This window comes from Stenotrophomonas sp. FBCC-B152 (genome assembly GCF_059134105.1).
On sequence record NZ_CP101442.1, the window covers coordinates 903184 to 920952 of the forward strand.

Genomic DNA, 17769 nt, shown 5'->3' on the forward strand with positions numbered 1-17769 from the left:
CGACCCTCGACGGTGTGTTGGTGGCCACGAGAAGTTCAACGGCAGCGCCGATCATTCTCATGCGTTGGTGGCGGTAACCGCGTAGGGACACGCCATGCGTGTCCGCCCCGTAACAACTGATACGCCAACGCTTTCCGCGCACAGCCAAGAGCCCGCCTGTGACCTTTGGCCGGTCCAAGTACAGCCCACCCGCGCTACGCTGCCTGATTGCCCGCATTGCGGGCGATGCTTCCCTGTAGCCGGAGAGTCGAATGAAGTTTTCCAAGCTGGTCCCGCTGGGCCTGACCGTTGCCATCGCCGCGTCGCTGGCGGCTTGTGGCAAGACCGATACCGCGCCGGCTGCCGCCGTGGCCGATGCCAAGCCGGCGTTCGATCTGTCGCAGATCAAGACGCCGCTGATCTCGCTCAACAGCGCTGACCTGGATCCGGCGATTGCTGCGTGTACCGACCTCAACGGGTTCGTCAACAGCAGCTGGCTCAAGGCCAACCCGGTGCCGAACGACCAGACCACCTGGGGCAGCTTCGAGATTCTGCGCGAGCGCTCGCTGGAAGTGCAGCACGCGCTGGTCCAGCAGGCCGCGGCCAGCCAGGCCAAGGCCGGCTCGGTGGAAGCCAAGATCGGCGATATCTGGAAGACCGGTTCGGATGAAGCCAAGATCGAAGCGGCCGGCATCGCGCCGCTGCAGCCGCAGCTGGACAAGATCGCCGCGCTGAACGATACCGCCGCCATCACCCAGTACCTGCGCGACAGTCAAGCGCAGGGCCAGGGCGTGCTGTTCTCGCTGTCGGCCAACGCTGATTACAAGGATTCGGCCAACGTCATCGCCTATGTCGGCCAAGGCGGCCTGGGGTTGCCGGAGAAGGGCTACTACTTCGACGAATCGCAGGCGAAGATCCGCGAGGCCTATGTGGCCTACATCGCGCAGGCGCTGACCCTGTCCGGCGTGGATCCCGCGCAGGCCAAGACGCAGGCGCAGGCGGTGATGGACTTCGAGACCCGCCTGGCGAAGGCGTCGCTGTCGCGCATCGAGCTGCGCGATCCGGCCAAGCGCTACAACCCGGTCAGCGCGGCTGAAGCGGACAAGCTGACCCCGAACTTCAGCTGGACCGCGCTGTTCGACACCCTCAAGGTGCCGGCCGCGCAGAAGTTCTCGCTGGCCCAGCCGGCGTTCTTCGGCGAAGTGGACAAGATGCTCAACGAGGTGCCGGCTTCGACCTGGCAGGCGTACCTGCGCTTCCACACCGTCGATGATGCCGCGCCGTACCTGAGCAGCGCGTTCGAGAAGGCCAACTTCGATTTCTACGGCACCACCCTGCGTGGCCAGAAGGAAATGCAGCCGCGCTGGAAGCGTGTGCTGGAGTCGGTCAACACCTCCATCGGCGAAGGCCTGGGCCAACTGTACGTGGACGCGGTGTTCCCGGCCGAGTCCAAGGAACAGATGCAGCACCTGGTGGAGAACCTCTCGGTGGCGCTGAAGGCGCGCCTGGAGAAGCTGGAGTGGATGGGCGAAGACACCCGCAAGAAGGCGCTGGAGAAGTGGGCCAGCTTCACCCCGAAGATCGGTTACCCGGACAAGTGGCGTGACTGGTCGGGCTTCGAGACCAACGCCGACAGCTACCTGGGCAACATGCAGGCCGCGCGCGCGTTCAACTACCGCTACATGCTCAACAAGATCGGCAAGCCGGTCGACAAGACCGAGTGGGGCATGACCCCGCAGACCGTCAATGCCTATTACAACGCGACCAAGAATGAGATCGTGTTCCCGGCGGCGATCCTTCAGGCGCCGTTCTTCGATGCCAAGGCCGATCCGGCGCTGAACTACGGCGGCATCGGTGCGGTGATCGGCCACGAGATGATGCACGGCTACGATGACTCGGGCAGCCAGTTCGCGGCCAACGGCAACTTCGACAACTGGTGGACCGACAGCGACCGCAAGGCCTTCACCGGCCGTACCGACCAGCTGGTGGCGCAGTTCGATGGCTACGAATCGCTGCCGGGCGTGAACGTGAAGGGCAAGCTGACCCTGGGCGAGAACATCGGCGACCTGGGCGGCCTGACCGTGGCCTACGACGCGCTGCAGATGGCGCTGAAGGAGAACCCCAAGGCCAACGTCGCCGTGGATGGCCACAGCCAGGACCAGCGCTTCTTCATGAACTGGGCCACGGTGTGGCGCCGCAACTTCACCGACGGCGAACTGCGCGTGCGCCTGAACACCGACCCGCATGCGCCGGCGAACTTCCGTGCCAATGGCGCGCCGTCGAACATGCCGGCGTTCGCGCAGGCGTTCGAGTGCAAGCCGGGCGACGCGATGGTGCGTGCCGACGACAAGCGCGTGGTGATCTGGTAACTGCCCGCGGTTCAATCAAGAAAAGCCCGGCGCAGTGCCGGGCTTTTTTTTGCCCGTCGACCGCTAGGGCTGGCCGTCCATCAGGCGCACGAACTGGGCGAACACGTCCGGGTCCACCTGGCCGCCCTGCAGCCCGGCAAGAATGCCCATCGCCTTGGCGTGCGGCATCGCGCCGCGGTAGGGGCGGGCCGTGGTCATCGCGTCGTAGCTGTCGACGATGCTCAATACGCGCGCACCCAGCGGAATGTCGTTGCCCTTGAGCCCGTCGGGATAGCCGCTGCCGTCGACGGCCTCGTGGTGGGCGCGGATCAATCGTGCCACCTCGTCCGCATCGGGGCGACCGGTGGCGGCGAAGATGCGCTCGCCGCGCTCGGGATGGGTGCGCATGATCGCGCGTTGTTCGTCATCCAGGCGGGCAGGGTGCAGCAGCACGTTGTCCGGGATGCCGATCTTGCCGATGTCATGGAAGCGTGCGGCCAGGGTCAGGTGCGTGCGCTGGGCCTCATCGAGATCGCACAGGTGGCCGAGCTGGTCGCCGAGCAGCTCCACCCGGTCGCAATGGAAGCGGGTGTACTGGTCGCGCATCTGCAGCGACATCGACAACGCGTCGATGGAGCACGCCTGGGGAGGGGACGGGTCGAACATGGCAATACATCGCGGGGGGGACGTAGGCGATATGCGCCGGGCGACGTTCGCCCGGCGTGAAATCAACCCGGGGTGAGCGTGGTCAGCAGTGCCTTGGCCGCGTTGAAGCGGTCTTCGGGCAACGGCAGCGGCACCTTGATGCGCAGCTTGTCCGGCCCATCCATGGTGTAGAGCTTGGGCTGCTTCTGGATCATCTGGATGACCGCCATCGGGTCGATGGAGGGCTTGGCCTCGAACACGATGCGGCCGCCGTTCTCGCCCAGCTCCAGCTTGCGGATGCCCAGCGCGTTGCACTGCAGCTTCAGTTCGGCCACCGCGAACAGGTGCTTGGCCGCATCGGGCAGCAGCCCGAAGCGGTCGATCATTTCCACCTGCAGTTCGCGCAGTTCGGCACTGTCGCGCGCGCTGCTGATGCGCTTGTACAGGGTCAGGCGGGTGTGCACATCCGGCAGGTAGTCGTCCGGGATCAGTGCCGGCACATGCAGCTCGACTTCGGCACCGCGCACTTCCTCGCCCGAATCCAGGTCGGGCAGCTTGCCCAGCCGGATGCTGCGCACGGCGCGCTCAAGCAGTTCGGTGTACAGGCTGAAGCCCACTTCGGCCATCTGCCCGCTCTGGTCTTCGCCCAGCAGTTCGCCGGCGCCACGGATTTCCAGATCGTGGGTGGCCAGGGTGAAGCCGGCGCCGAGTTCGTCCATGGAGGCGATGGCCTCCAGGCGCTTTTCGGCATCGGGGGTCATCGAACGCTTGTCCGGCACCACCAGGTACGCATACGCGCGGTGGTGCGAACGGCCGACGCGGCCACGCAGCTGGTGCAGCTGGGCCAGGCCGAAGCGGTCGGCGCGGTTGATGATGATGGTGTTGGCGTTGGGGATGTCGATGCCCGATTCGATGATCGTGGTCGACAGCAGCACGTTGTAGCGCTGCTTCTGGAAATCCAGCATCACCCGTTCCAGCTCGCGTTCGGGCATCTGCCCGTGGGCGATGCCGATGCGGGCTTCCGGTACCAGCTCGGCCAGGTCGCGCTGCATGCGGCCGATGCTTTCCACGTCGTTGTGCAGGAAATACAGCTGGCCACCGCGCGCCAGTTCGCGCTGGAACGCTTCGCGCAGCAGCGCGTTGTCCCAGGCGGTGATGAAGGTCTGCACCGCCAGCCGGTTCGGCGGCGGGGTGGCGATGATCGACAGGTCGCGCAGGCCGGCCATGGCCATGTTGAGCGTGCGCGGAATCGGCGTGGCGGTCAGGGTCAGCAGGTGCACGTTGGCACGCATCGCCTTCAGTGCTTCCTTCTGGCGCACGCCGAAGCGCTGCTCCTCATCCACGACCACCAGGCCCAGGTCCTTGAACTTCACGTCGGGCTGCAGCAGGCGGTGGGTACCGATGATGACGTCGATGGTGCCGGCCGCCACCTTCTCCAGCTCGGCCTTGATCTCCTTGGTGCTCTTGAAGCGCGACAGCACTTCCACCCGGAGCGGCCAATCGGCGAAGCGGTCGCGGAAGTTGCGGTAGTGCTGTTCGGCCAGCAGCGTGGTCGGCACCAGCACGGCGACCTGCTTGCCGGCGCTGGCGGCCGCGAACGCGGCGCGCACGGCCACTTCGGTCTTGCCGAAGCCGACGTCGCCGCAGACCACGCGGTCCATCGGCTGGCTGCTGGCCAGGTCGCGCAGGGTGGCGTCGATGGCGGCGAGCTGGTCGGCGGTTTCTTCGAACGGGAAGCCGGCCGCGAACGGCTCGTACATCGCCCGGTCCACGTGCAGCGCCAGGCCGGCACGCGCGCGGCGGCGGGCCTGGATTTCCAGCAGTTCGGCGGCCACGTCGCGGACCTTCTCGGCCGCGCGGCGCTTGGCCTTGCTCCACTGTTCGCCACCGAGCGAATGCAGCGGCGCGGTTTCCGGCGACGCGCCGGAGTAGCGGCTGATCAGGTGCAGCTGGGCCACCGGCACGTACAGCCGGTCGCCCTTGGCGTATTCGATTTCAAGGAACTCGCCGGGCATGCCGCCCGCATCGAGCACGATCAGGCCACGGTAGCGGCCCACGCCGTGGTCTTCATGGACGATGGGCGCGCCTTCGGTGAGCTCGCCGAGGTCGCGGATGATCGCCTCGGGCTCGCGCCCGACCCGACGGCTGCGCCGGGTAGTGCCGGCGCGCTCGGGGAACAGCTGGCGCTCGGTCAGCACCGCCAGCGGCGGTGCGTCCAGCGCGAAGCCGTCTTCCAGCGGCGCCACGGTGATGGCAAACCGCTGGTTCGCATCGGCCAGGAAGGTCGGCAGGTCGGCCACCACCGGCGGTTTCAGTTCCGCCGACAGCAGCACTTCCAGCAACGCCTCGCGGCGGCCCGGTGAATCGGCGGCGATCAGCACCCGGCCGGGGTAGTGGCCCAGGAACGACTTCAGCGCTTCGCCGGCCGGGGCATCGCGCGCGGCCACCGGTAGCGGCGGCAGCGGCTGGTCGCCGAGCGGTTTGGCTTCGTCGATGCGCGGGTGGTCGGCGCTCCAGACCTCGATGCGCGGCAGCGTGTTCAAGCGCGCGCTGAAGGCCTCGGGGCTCAGGTACAGCTCGGTGGGCGCCAGCAGCGGCCGCTCCACGTCATGCCGGCGCTGTTCGAATCGGTTCTGGGTCTGGGCCCAGAACGACGCGGCCGCTTCGCCCACGCCGGGTGCGATCACCGGCAGCGCATTGGGCTGCAGGTAGTCGAACAGCGTGGCGGTCTCGTCGAAGAACAGCGGCAGGTAGTACTCCACGCCGGCCGGCGCCAGCCCGGACTTGAGGTCCTGGTACAGCGCGCTGCGCCGGGTATCCACGTCGAAACGCTCGCGCAGGGTGGCCAGCACCCGCGATACGCTCAGTTCGTCCAGCGGTACTTCGCGGCCGGGCAGCATCCGCACCGCATCGACCTTGTCCAGCGAACGCTGGCTTTCCGGGTCGAAGGCGCGGATCGAATCGATGTCCTCGTCCAGCAGCTCGATCCGCAGCGGCGCCTCGGCACCCATCGGGAATACATCGAGCAGGCCGCCGCGAACGGCGAAATCGCCCGGGTCCATCACCTGCGGCACGTTGCGGTAGGCGGCGGCCTCAAGCCGGCGCTTCTCCGCATCCAGGTCCAGGCGCTGGCCGACCTTCAGGTCGAAGCTGCCGCCGATGATGTACTTGAGCGGCGCCAGCTGCTGCAGCAGGGTCTGCACCGGCACCACCACGATGCCACGGCGCAGCGTGGGCAGCTGGTGCAAGGCGGCCAGGCGCTGCGAAATGATGTCCGGGTGCGGGCTGAAGGCGTCGTAGGGCAGCGTTTCCCAATCCGGGAAGGCCACCACCGGCAGGTCCGATGCGCTGCCCAGCAGGGTGCGCAGGTCGGACTCGATCTGGTTGGCGCCGTGGTTGTCGCGCGCGATGACCAGCAACGGCCCGTCATGCGTTTCCGCAGCGCGGGCGATGTACCACGCCAGCGCCGTGGGCGATGCGGGAGCGCGCCACCAGGCGCGGAGCTGCCCGGAACGGGGCAGCGGCGGTGCGGGATATGAGGTGCGTGACATGAGCGGTCGATTTTAGCAGACCGCCACGTGATGACCCCTTATTGGCCCGGATCGAGTTCCAGCACCATGCGCACCAGGCCGGGCGTGCCCTGCGGATGCGGGATGGCCTTGAAGCCCAGCGATGCGGCCAGCTGCTTCATGGGTTCGTTCGCTTCCAGCACGTCGCCGTACAGGTGGTCGAGGTACTTGCCGCGCCCCCACTTGACCAGCTTGCGCATCAGCTGCCGGCCGAGGCCCTGGCCGATGAGGAACCGGCTGATCAGGATGGCGTACTCCGCATCCTTCGTGCCCGGGATGATCGAGGCGCGCGCCAGCGCACCGACCACCGCGTCACCTGCAGGCAGGTTCTCCGCGGCGACCAGCGTGATCTCGGTCTTGGCGTTGGGATGGGTCAGCCGCTGCATCGCTTCGTCTGACAGCTCCTTGACCGATTGCGTCAGGCGGTCGCGGACTTCCTCCGGCCCGAACAGGCTGAAGGCTTCCTTCAACGGCGGACCGTCTTCCGGACGAATCGGGCGGATCAGCAGCTCATGGCCGCTGGGCGCTTTGAAAACTTCGTGCCAGGGCGGCATGCGGTTACGGGTAGCCATACCGGTGATTCCTTGGTGGTCTTCGGATTCTCGCATCCCCGGGGGCGCGTTCCGTGAACGAAACGCTCACGCCGTTCAGCCGGCGGTCGTGGCGTTACTCGGCCTGCTTGAGCCACTGCAGGCGGGTACTGGCGCCGGCTTCGCCCAGGTACTGCTTCAGCGCGGGCATGGCTGGAGCCAGCACCTGGTCGAACTGCCAGGGCGGGTTGAGCAACAGCATGCCACTGCCATTGAGCCGAAGGGGAGAGTCATCGGGCCGAACCAGTAGTTCTACTGTAAGCACCGACTTCACCGGCAGGGCACAGGCCTTGCGCAGGAAGTGCAGGATGGTGCGGCGCTGCTTGATCGGGAACCAGATGGCGAAGCTGGCCTGCGGCCAGCGCGCCAGGATCTCGCTCACCGAAGCGAGGATGCGCTGGTACTCGGCATCCTGGCCCTCGTAGGGCGGGTCGATCAGGACCAGGCCACGGCCGATCTTCACGCCGTTGGCCTTGGGCGGCAGCAGCGCCTTGTTCTGGGCGTAGCCGTCGGCGTGCAGTACCGCCACCCGGCTGTCGTGGGCGAACAGCGCCTTGAGCGAGGCCGCTTCGGCATCCTGCAGCTCGCACACGGCCATGCGGTCCTGCTCGCGCAGGGTCTGCGCGCTCAGCAGCGGCGAGCCGGGGTAGCTGATCATCGCGCCGACCGGGTTGTCGGCCTGCACCGCCTTGAGGTAACGCTCGACCACGGCCGGCAGCTTGGGCTGGGCCATCAGCCGCATCACCCCTTCCTCGGCCTCCAGGGTCTTGCGGCTTTCCTCGCTGGCCAGCAGGTAGCGGCCAGCGCCGCCGTGGGTGTCCAGCACGAAGAACGGGCTGTCCTTGCGCTTGAAGGTGTCGAGCAGGGCAAGCTGGACGATGTGCTTGAGCACATCGGCGTGGTTGCCGGCATGGAAGGCGTGGCGGTAATTCATCGGCGCAGTGTACGGGGCGGCGGCCCCAGCGGCTATGCTGCGCGCATGAACCGCCCCCTGCACAACGTCCTGGTCGTCGAAGACGAAGCCGCCATCGCCGATACGGTGCTCTACGCGCTGCGCAGCGAGGGCTACGGGGCCCGCCACTGCCTGCTGGGCGGGCAGGCGCTGCAGCTGCTGCGCCAGGAGCCGGTGGACGTGGTGGTGCTGGACGTGGGCCTGCCGGACATGAGCGGCTTCGAGGTGTGCCGCACGCTGCGCACCTTCAGCGACGTGCCGGTGATCTTCCTGACCGCCCGCAATGACGAGTTCGACCGGGTGCTGGGCCTGGAACTGGGCGCGGACGACTACGTGGCCAAGCCCTTCTCGCCCCGCGAGCTGGTGGCGCGGGTGCGGGCGCGGCTGCGGCGTGCCGTGGCAGCCCCCGCGGAGGCGGCTGGCTGGCAGCAGCACGGCCGCTTCGCGATCGACCGCGAGGGCCGCCGGATCCGTTTCGGCGAACAGCTGCTGGAGCTGACCCGCTACGAATACGCGTTGATGGCCGCGCTGCTGCAGCGCCCCGGCGCGATCCTCAGCCGGGGCCAGCTGATGGATCGCGGCTGGGATACCGATGCCGACAGCGCCGACCGCACCGTGGATACCCACGTAAAGACCCTGCGCGCCAAGCTGCGCGCTGCCGGCGCCGATCCCGACCCGATCCGCACCCATCGCGGCGTGGGTTACGCGCTGGAGGTGTAGCGTGCGGCTGGGGCTGAAACTGTTCCTGGGCTTCTTCCTGATCGTGGGCATCGCCGCGTTCTTCGTGATGCGCATCTTCGTCAACGAAGTGAAGCCCGGGGTACGCCAGGCGATGGAATCCACCCTGGTCGATGCAGCCAACGTGCTGGCGGAAATGGCCGCGGCCGACCTCAAGGCCGGGCACATCCGCAATGGCCCGTTCGTAGCCAACCTGGCCCGCGCGCAACGGCGCGACCCGAAGGCCATGGTGTGGCGCTTCCCCAAGCGAACGCTGGACTACCGGGTGACCATCACCGATGCACGCGGCATCGTGGTGTACGACTCCACCGGGCAGGACATCGGCCGCGACAACTCGCGCTGGAACGATGTCTACCGCACCCTGCGTGGGGAATACGGCGCGCGCTCCAGCCCGGAAACGCCCGGCGATGAAGTGCATTCGGTGATGCACGTGGCCGCGCCGATCCACGACCCGGCCGATCCCACCCGACTGATCGGCGTGCTCAGCCTGGCCCAGCCCAACCGCAGCATCGACCCGTTCATTGCCGCCAGCCAGCGCGCCATCCTGCAGCGCGGCGCGTGGCTGATCGGGCTGTCGGCGCTGATCGGGCTGTTGATGACCGCCTGGCTCATGCACGGGGTGAACCGGCTCAACCGCTATGCCAAGGCGGTCAGCGCCGGCGAACCGGTGCCGCCGCCCAAGCCGCGCCGCGATGAGATCGGCGACCTCGGCCAGGCGCTGGAAACCATGCGCCGCAAGCTGGAAGGCAAGGCGTACGTGGAGCAGTACGTGCAGTCGCTGACCCACGAAATGAAAAGCCCATTGGCGGCGATCCGCGGTGCGGCCGAACTGCTGCAGGAACCGCTGCCCGATGCAGACCGCGTGCATTTCGCGCGCAGCATCCAGGGCCAGGAACAGCGCCTGACCGAAACCATCGACAAGCTGCTGGCGCTGGCCGAAGTGGAACAGCACGGCTGGCTGCAGAAGCGTGAACGCATCGCGCTGGCACCGCTGCTGCAGGCCGCTGCTGATGCGGTAGCGATGCGTGCACAGGCGGCCGATGTCGAAGTGGACATCGAAGTCGCCGACGGCCTGGAGATCCACGGCGATGCCTACCTGCTGCGGCAGGCCCTGAACAACCTGCTGGAGAACGCGCTGGCCTTCTCCCCCCCGGGCAGCCGCATCCAGCTGGGTGCCTCGCGCGAAGGCGACGGCGTGGTGCTGCGCGTGGCCGACCGCGGCAGTGGCGTGCCCGAGTACGCACTGGAGCGCGTCTTCGAGAGGTTCTACTCGCTGGCGCGCCCAGCCACCGGCCAGCGCAGTTCCGGCCTGGGCCTGTCGTTCGTACAGGAAGTGGCGCGGCTGCATGGCGGCCAGGCAAGTCTGCGCAACCGCGAAGGCGGCGGCGCCATCGCGTCACTTCACATTCGCTTCAAATACACCACAAACCCCGCACACCGGCAGCGCTGAAGCTGGCACCCTTCCCAACCGAGGACGGGTGATGAAATCCCTGAAGATGCTGTTGCGGTTCGCCATCGTGGGCGGGCTGATCCTGTTGCTGCTGATTCCGCTGATGATGATCAAGGGCGTGATCAGCGAACGCGAGGCGTACCGCGACCAGGCCTACCTGCGCGTGGCGCAGAGCCGGGCCGGCGCGCAGACCCTGACCGGGCCGATCCGCGTGGTGCCGTGGACCGACACCCGCCAGGTCGAAGTCGTGGACGCGGCCGGTACCAAGAAGATCGAAACCCAGGTCGAGCAGAGCTACTGGCTGCAGATGCCGTCCAAGCTGGTGGTCGACGGTGGCATGCAGCCGGACGAGCGCCGGGTCGGGCTGTTCCGCGTGCCGGTCTATACCTGGAAGGCCAAAGTCAGCGCCGAGTTCAGCGACGACGACTACCCGGTGAAGGTGGGGCGGGTGTACGGCACGCCGTACCTGGCGGTGGGCATCGCCGATGTGCGCGGGTTGGTCGGCTCGCCCGATCTGAAGGTCGATGGCGAGGCGCTTACCCTGCAGCCGGGCATCGGCGATGTCACCGGCATCGGCAAGGGCCTGCACGTGCCACTGCAGGGCTTCACCGACAGCACCGGCGGCATGCTCAAGGGCAGCAAGGTGGACCTGTCGCTGGTGCTGGATGGCACCCGTTCGCTGGCGGTGGTGCCGGTGGGGGATGACAGCCGCATCGCCATCCGCTCGCCGTGGCCGCACCCGCTGTTCGGCGGCAGCTTCCTGCCCAATGAGCGCCAGGTGGGTGAGAAGGGTTTCGACGCGGAGTGGGCGGTGTCCTCGCTGGCATCGGAGGCACAGCGCCAGCTGCGCGACAACCGCGACGTGGAGCCGGAAACGGTGAGCGTGGAACTGGTCAACCCGGTCGACATCTATACCCAGGCCGACCGCGCCAGCAAGTACGGCATCCTCTTCATCGTGCTTACGTTCGTGGGCTTCATCCTGTTCGAGCTGATCAAGCGCCTGCGCATCCATCCGCTGCAGTACCTGATGGTGGGCCTGGCACTGGCGATCTTCTTCCTGCTGCTGCTGAGCCTGTCCGAGCACATTCCGTTCTGGGTGGCGTATGTGGTGTCTGCGGTGGCGTGTATCGGGCTGCAGGCGGTGTACCTGTCTGGCGTGTTGCGCAGCTGGGTGCGGGGGATGGGCTTCGCCGGCATGCTTACCGTGCTGTACGGCGCGCTGTATGGCTTGCTGGTGTCGGAGAACAACGCGTTGCTGATGGGGTCGCTGCTGCTGTTCGCGGTGCTGGCCACGGCGATGTGGATCACCCGCCGGATCGACTGGTACGAACTGGGCGCAAGCCTGAAGTGACGGCGATGACGACGAACTGGCATCGTCGCCTGCAGCAGCGCGCCAGCCGGGCCTTGCCAGCCCGGCTGGGGCGCTGTGCGCTGTTGGGGGGCGCCGAGGCGGCGCGGGGCTGGCCATCACCGCTGATGGCGTTGCCCGGTGCGCGTATCGCACCCGGCCTGGTGCGGTTCGCCTTGGCCGCGGAAACCCGTGACGCATTGTTGGCAGGCGGGCTGGACTATCTGCGCGATGCCCGCCATGCGCGTGGACCGCTGCATGGGGACGGCCCGCTGGGCGACTACGAAACCTGGCATGAGGGAACGGCTGCGATCGAGCGGGTCACCGGCAGCGTGTCGCTGGCATGGCCGCTCGGTGCACGGATCTACAGCAGCGTGTCCTGCGATGGCACCCGATGGCTGGCGGCACTGCCGGTCCAGGGCGAGCTCTGGTACGGCTGGCAACGGTGACGTAAACAACCGATGTGGACGTCGCTTCCGGCATCGAGATGCGCGGGGCGAAGTAGGCGGCACAAGGGGACGCTGGTATTGGCCACGGATCCGGTTAGGTTCCAACCCCTCGTCACCTCACGACACGACCATGCCGAACCTGACTCCGATCTGCATGGGCCACGTGGACAGCGGTGATGCGCGCGCGAGCACCCTGTCACTGTCCAGCGACGTACGCAGCGCCGGTCCGTCCACGATCCGCAATACGGATGCGTGGTGCCCTGACAGAACCTTGTGGCTCGACGGCGTACCCGGTCCAGCGTTGGATGCACTGTCGGCCGCGTTGCGGGAAGGCCCGCTGGATGCTCACTTTTTCCTTACCCTGGAACCGCGCTTCCACCGCACCGCCATGGCCGCGCTGATGGCGCAGGGGCTGGTGGATGATGCATTGCCCGGATTGCTGCCACGAGCATTGCCGGGCGCGCAACGCGCTGCGTGGCGCACCTGCCTGACCGCGCTGCTGACGCTGCCGCGCACGGCATGGGAGGTGGAGTGCGCCGGTCTGCGCGCGCAGCTGACCTGGGCGGCTGCCAGCACGAATTCGCTGCTGGCGGCCATGCGCGATGCGCTATACCGGCCGTTCGACATGCCCCGGCGCGAGTGGAATGCGCTCCTGCATGCCCAGCAGGCCCGCGGCGTGCACGACAGTCGCGAGGTGGCACGGCAGCTGCAGCCCTCAACGCCCGCCCACCGCGCGATCCAGCGCGACGATGCGCGTGGGCAGCTGTCGCGCTGGTTGCCGGCGTTGCCAGGCGCGCATCGGGAACGCGTCGTCGCGCAGGCTGCGGCCAAGGCCGCGCGCGATAGCACCCGGATCGATCCGCGCGCGGCCCTGCCTGATCTGTTCGACGCGGTGGACCTGGACCATTGCGCGCTGGTCACCGATGCACAGCGGGCGTCGGTGCTGGCGGACCTGGAGCGGCTTGCCGGTGGGCACGCCGATCCGTTGCTGGCGACGAGCGGCGGTCCGGGGGATCGATTGGGGGGCTGGCTGCTGGCGGTGGCCGAGCACGTGGATCCCGCCGCGCAGCGGGCAGCAAGCCTGCGCGCGGCACTGGCCGATGCGTTGCTGTTCGTCGCATCGGCGGCGCCGCGCGTGCAGGGGTTGATTGCAGAACGCCTGCAAACCCCTGGAACCGCCGCGTCCGTCGCATCCCTGCGTGCCGCGCCGTGGCCAGCGCCCATTGTGCCGCCACCTGTCGCTGCGGTTGCATCCGGCGCCGCTGCGCGGGGCGGCGGGCGCGGCCTGCTGGCCTTGGCCGGCGGTCTGGTGGGTAGCGGGCTGGGCCTGGCCGGGCTGGGCTGGCGATGGGCATTCGGTGAGGCGCCAGGCGCTGCGCCGGACGCGGTAGCGAAAACGGTGGACCTGCTCGACGCATTGATCGAACGGGATGGTGGCGACTCGATCTGGCACGGCATCTGGCAGCGTGTGCAACGCCCACCGCCTGTATCGACGCTGGCCGCCAGCGTTGCCGACCTGCTTGAAGCAAACGATGTCGCGCACGAAGTCATCGCTGCCTTGGCGCCGCCACATGGAAATGTGGCGGCGGAGGTTCCCAGCCGTTCGCGCCGATCCGTCGCCAGCACCGAAGCCAGCCACGCGGGCGCGCTGGAGGCGGATGCGCGCGCGCAGCTGGAAGTCGCCAGCCGCTCGCTGATCGACATGGCCGGACAGGTACCCGAGCCTGGCATGGGCGATCTTGGCGCGCCCGCAGGACTGGATGTCGAGCTCACCCGCTCACGGATGTTGACCTGGGTGCAGTCCATGGGCCGCAACGCCAGCGCGCAGCACCACCGGTTGACCGCGGCGTGGCGGGACATCGTTGCATCGGAGCAGGCCCTGACGGCCGCCTACGAGGCGTTGCCGCAACTGGATGCCCACCTGGCGCAGCAGGTAGCGGCCGACCTGCGCAACGTGACCGGCAAGGCCATCGATCCGACCGGGATCTACCGCAACACCTTCCTGCTCAGTGAACCCTGGCCGGCATGGGAGGCCCACCAGCTGCGTCCTCCCGGTGCCACGTTCCGCAACCTGCACCACCGCCTTCCGTACGAACGACGCGTGCGCAGCGGCCTGGTCAGCGCGCACACGCTGGTCAGCGCGGCGCTGCTGCCGGTGGAGGCAGACAGCGTGCATACCGCCCTGTATTACCGGGGCGCGCCGGAAACCTATTTCCCCGTGCAGGAGTGTCGTGAGCTCACGCTGGCGCAGTTCACCCAGGCGGTGCGCGGCCGCAACTACCTGGGCGCGTTCCGCAGCTACTACGACAGCTGCGTGGAACAGGCCTGGCACGGCCACCCCAGCACGGGGTCGGAGCGCTTCCTGGCCGGGATCGGGCGCCGCCTGGCAGGCGCGGCGGTGCTGTTGAACGCCGCCGGGCACCTGAGCGACGAAGCTGCTTCAGTGATCAACGTGCTGGTCGGATTCCCCGCGCGGTTCGATCTCAACGAAGCCTCCAACGGTCGCGCGCTTGCGATGCCGGGGCGGCAGATCGACGTTCACGCGTTGGCGGCCAACGCCAGCGGCCACGGCGTGCCGCTGCACGGGGTGCTGCTGGTGACGGCCAATGCAACGCCCGAACAGCGCGAGCCTGTCACCCTGGTGATCAGTACCACGCGGACCCCACTGGTGGAGGCGTTCGGGTCCAGCGCCCAGGCGCTGCAGCAGCTGTCCAGCGAAGTGCCGCACCAGCTGTACGCACGGGTCGCCGCGAGCGAGCACGCGCGTTGGCAGAACGGCAGCCTGCCGGTGGTGCAGGCCTATGTGATCGAGGGCGACTTCCGCTGGGCGATGTTCCTGCAGGCACTGGAGCTGCGGCATGCGCAGCTGCGCCTGCCGGAGCGCACGCCGGCCCAGCTGCGTGAAGCCTTCAATGCATTGGATGCGTCATTGGCGCTGCAGCACCTGCCGGTGCCGGTGCCGGTCCTGGCCGGGGCCGGGGAGCTGGTGGCGCTGGATGTGGCGGGGCTGACCGCGCGGCGTGCGGCGCACTGGACGGCCCGCTTCCCGCCCGACACGCCCGGTGCGCTGCGCAACGCCGGCATGGAGGGCGCACGCTGGCTGCATGCGCTGAGCGTGGGGCGCGGCCTGCTCGAACGCGAGTACCCGATGCTGGTGCCATTCGTGCAGCAGCGGCTGGACGATGAAATCATGCGCCGTTACCGCATCGCCTTCGACAGCAGCTGCTGCTACGTGGTGGCCTTCAGTGGGGGCGTTGCCAGTGAGCAGGCCCAGAGTGGCTGGGTGCACACGCGTGCCCAGCGGCTGCAGGCGGCCAGTTTCGCCGAGTGTGCGATGAGCCGTGCCGACGGATTCGATGAAGCGTCGCCGCAGCGGCTGGGGCTGTACACCGCCGGGGACAGCGCCTACTTCGACGAGAACAGTGAAGTGGTCGGCCTGCAGGCGGGCCAGTTGCTGTCGATGGCGCGCGAGCTGGACGTGCAGGGCGACTACCTGGCCGCACTGGCTGCCTTCTGGCAGCGCCACGAAACCGAGGTGCTGACCACGTTGCGTGGCGGCTACCTGTACGCGTGCTGGCAGCAGCACGCGGAGGGCTCGCTGTCGCAACGGGGCATGCAGCTGGCGCTGGGCGTGTTCGGCAGCATGACCGCGGGCCAGTCGCAGCAGCCAGGCTACGTGCCGGTGCCGGCCAACGGCACGCACGCCGGCTGGCTGGAAATCCATGGCACGCCGTCGAGCGTGCTGCATATCGGCGACAGCCGTGGCCCGGAAGTGCTGCTGTACTTCGCGCACGACCGCAACCGCTTCCACGAGTTCGCCAACACGGCCGACATGACCGGCTGGATCGAGCGTGCGGTGGCCACCGAAGTGGGGCGGCGGTGGCTGGAAGGCGCGTTCGACCTGGCCGATCTGCAGGATGGCTGGATCTCCAACGGCGTGCATACGGCGCTGGGCAACGGCGCGCGGGCGATGTTCGGCACGGGCCGCGTGGCGGTGCCGATCGAAGGCGATGCCTCGCAGGCGCTGGTGCGTCGCCTGCGCGAGCGCTCACGGCGCGATGCGCAGACCTTGATGACCTCGCCGTGGGAGGCGTTCCGGCGCCGATGGCTGCCGCGGCTGGAACGCTTTGACGAGGCGGTGGGGGTGGCCAGCATCTTCATTCCCGCGCTGCTGCCGGTGGTGGCGATCGGCTCGGCGGCCGAGCTGGGCTTCGGGCTGGAAGAGGCCCTTCGTGGCGACACCGTCGAGCAACGGCGTGCGGGCGCCGGCGCGGCGGCCGGTGGCCTGCTCGGGCTGGCCCTTTCCGCGCCGCTGGGCACCCGACGGCTGGTCGCGCTCGCCGCGCGCGACGGCGCACGCCTGCAACCGGTGCTGCAGGCGCCGGTCTGGGAGCAGGCGGCCGACCCCCTGGAGCACCTGGCCGAGCGGTACGCACAACCGGTGGTGCTGGCCGGGTCGCGGGCCGCCGACAATGGCGTGCACGACTACCTGGGGCGGCAGTACATCGGCCAGGCCGGACACGCATACGAGGTGGCGTTTGACCGGGCCCACGGCACCTGGCGGCTGCAGAACCCGCAGCCGGGCAACTTCTACCACCATCCGGTGCGACTGAATGCCGACGGCGTGTGGGAACCGCACAGCGATGTGGGCCTGCGTGGCGGCGCGCCCAACAGCGGCGCGCGCCGCAAATCGGTGGAGCGCAGCTACCGGGGCTCGTTGAACTCGCTGGTGGAGCGGGCGCACTCGCGTTCGGTGGACAGCAGCTCGCAGGACTTCAAATGGGGCGTGGACCACTGGGAACGGGTGATGACGCCCGAAGAGGCCCATGAAACCGTGTCGCTGCAGCAGATGAAGGAGCTGTTCGTCTCCGGCTACCTCGACCCGGTGCAGCAGGGCGCGCTGTCGGTGATCATCGAGCGGCTGGACAACACGCTGCGCGCCGAGCACTACATCGTGGTCAACGAGGTGGTGCACGATTCGGTATACATCGCCGGGGGCGACTTCATTCCCGCTTCGCAGGCCCTGCTGGGCGAAGGCAACGGCCTGTCCGCGTCGGGGATGTGCACCGGCCTGTCGCGGATCATGGCCACGGCGATGGGGCAGGGCGAGGAAGTTCACGTGCTGGACCAGTTGCGCCTGGCGATCCGGGAGCCGGACACCGCACATGCCAGTGCACTGCGCGCAGTGGTCCGCGATGCGCAGGGGGCCGCATTGCAGCCGGGTTCGGTGTCGGCGGCGTCGTTGATCGGGGTCGATGCGCTGGCCGATTTCCTGGCCAACACCGCGCGCAGCAGCCAGTTCATCCTGAGCGGGGCCAAGCACAGCATGGCCTGCGCGGTAGTCGTGCTGGCCAATGGGCGGCGCGAATACCTGCTCTACGACCCCAACTTCGGCCTGATGCTGTTCAAGAAGCTGTCCAGGTTCAACCAGTGGGTGAACAACCTGTTCGGCTCGCGCTACTTCAGCCGGGCGGCGGCCCGCGCCCCCGGGGCCGGGGACAGCCGCGCCGAAACCCTGGCCGAGATGTACGGGGCGGTGGCCACGCCCGGCAGCACGCGGATGCAGTTCCACCTGCGCCAGATCAACCCCGGGCGCATGCAGGAGCAGGCGGCGGCGCGCGGCTGGGCCACGCTGTTCGAGCATGTCCGCTGACCCGCCGGGGCCGGGAACGCCGCCCCGGCCCCCTTTGCCGGCCGGGGC

At 68.4% G+C, this 17769-nt stretch carries 10 protein-coding genes; 6 read left to right on the plus strand and 4 right to left on the minus strand.

Features of this window, described 5'->3' with window-relative positions:
- Window positions 1-251: 251 nt before the first annotated feature.
- Window positions 252-2348, plus strand: coding sequence for a M13 family metallopeptidase (locus NMB40_RS04455; protein ID WP_494360275.1), 2097 nt, complete (start codon window positions 252-254; stop codon window positions 2346-2348).
- 63 nt (window positions 2349-2411) lie between these two features.
- Here the strand turns inward: NMB40_RS04455 and NMB40_RS04460 are convergent, their stop codons facing one another.
- The 4 genes from NMB40_RS04460 to NMB40_RS04475 form a co-directional block, all read right to left on the minus strand.
- Entirely contained in the window at window positions 2412-2999 is a 588-nt protein-coding gene (locus NMB40_RS04460) for an HD-GYP domain-containing protein (RefSeq protein ID WP_494361033.1), read from the minus strand.
- Between the two features lie 56 nt (window positions 3000-3055).
- A complete protein-coding gene (gene mfd / locus NMB40_RS04465; protein WP_494360276.1) occupies window positions 3056-6523 on the minus strand; it encodes a transcription-repair coupling factor in 3468 nt (1155 codons plus the stop codon).
- 38 nt (window positions 6524-6561) lie between these two features.
- Entirely contained in the window at window positions 6562-7113 is a 552-nt protein-coding gene (locus NMB40_RS04470; RefSeq protein WP_282247503.1) for a GNAT family N-acetyltransferase, read from the minus strand.
- Between the two features lie 94 nt (window positions 7114-7207).
- Entirely contained in the window at window positions 7208-8065 is an 858-nt protein-coding gene (locus tag NMB40_RS04475; protein ID WP_068850330.1) for a 23S rRNA (adenine(2030)-N(6))-methyltransferase RlmJ, read from the minus strand.
- A gap of 45 nt (window positions 8066-8110) precedes the next feature.
- On the opposite strand from NMB40_RS04475, the gene creB reads away from it, so the two are divergent.
- From creB to NMB40_RS04500, 5 genes are all read left to right on the plus strand, one after another.
- Window positions 8111-8803, plus strand: a complete 693-nt coding sequence (creB, locus tag NMB40_RS04480) for a two-component system response regulator CreB (RefSeq protein ID WP_494360277.1) — start codon at window positions 8111-8113, stop codon at window positions 8801-8803.
- 1 nt (window position 8804) lies between these two features.
- Window positions 8805-10271, plus strand: a complete 1467-nt coding sequence (gene creC / locus NMB40_RS04485) for a two-component system sensor histidine kinase CreC (RefSeq protein WP_494360278.1) — start codon at window positions 8805-8807, stop codon at window positions 10269-10271.
- Window positions 10272-10302: 31 nt separating this feature from the next.
- A complete protein-coding gene (gene creD / locus NMB40_RS04490) occupies window positions 10303-11622 on the plus strand; it encodes a cell envelope integrity protein CreD (protein ID WP_494360279.1) in 1320 nt (439 codons plus the stop codon).
- Window positions 11623-11627: 5 nt separating this feature from the next.
- Window positions 11628-12068 carry a hypothetical protein gene (locus NMB40_RS04495; RefSeq protein WP_494360280.1) on the plus strand — a complete coding sequence of 147 codons (441 nt, stop codon included), beginning with the start codon at window positions 11628-11630 and terminating at the stop codon, window positions 12066-12068.
- Between the two features lie 130 nt (window positions 12069-12198).
- Window positions 12199-17721 carry a dermonecrotic toxin domain-containing protein gene (locus NMB40_RS04500; protein ID WP_494360281.1) on the plus strand — a complete coding sequence of 1841 codons (5523 nt, stop codon included), beginning with the start codon at window positions 12199-12201 and terminating at the stop codon, window positions 17719-17721.
- Window positions 17722-17769 lie beyond the last annotated feature (48 nt).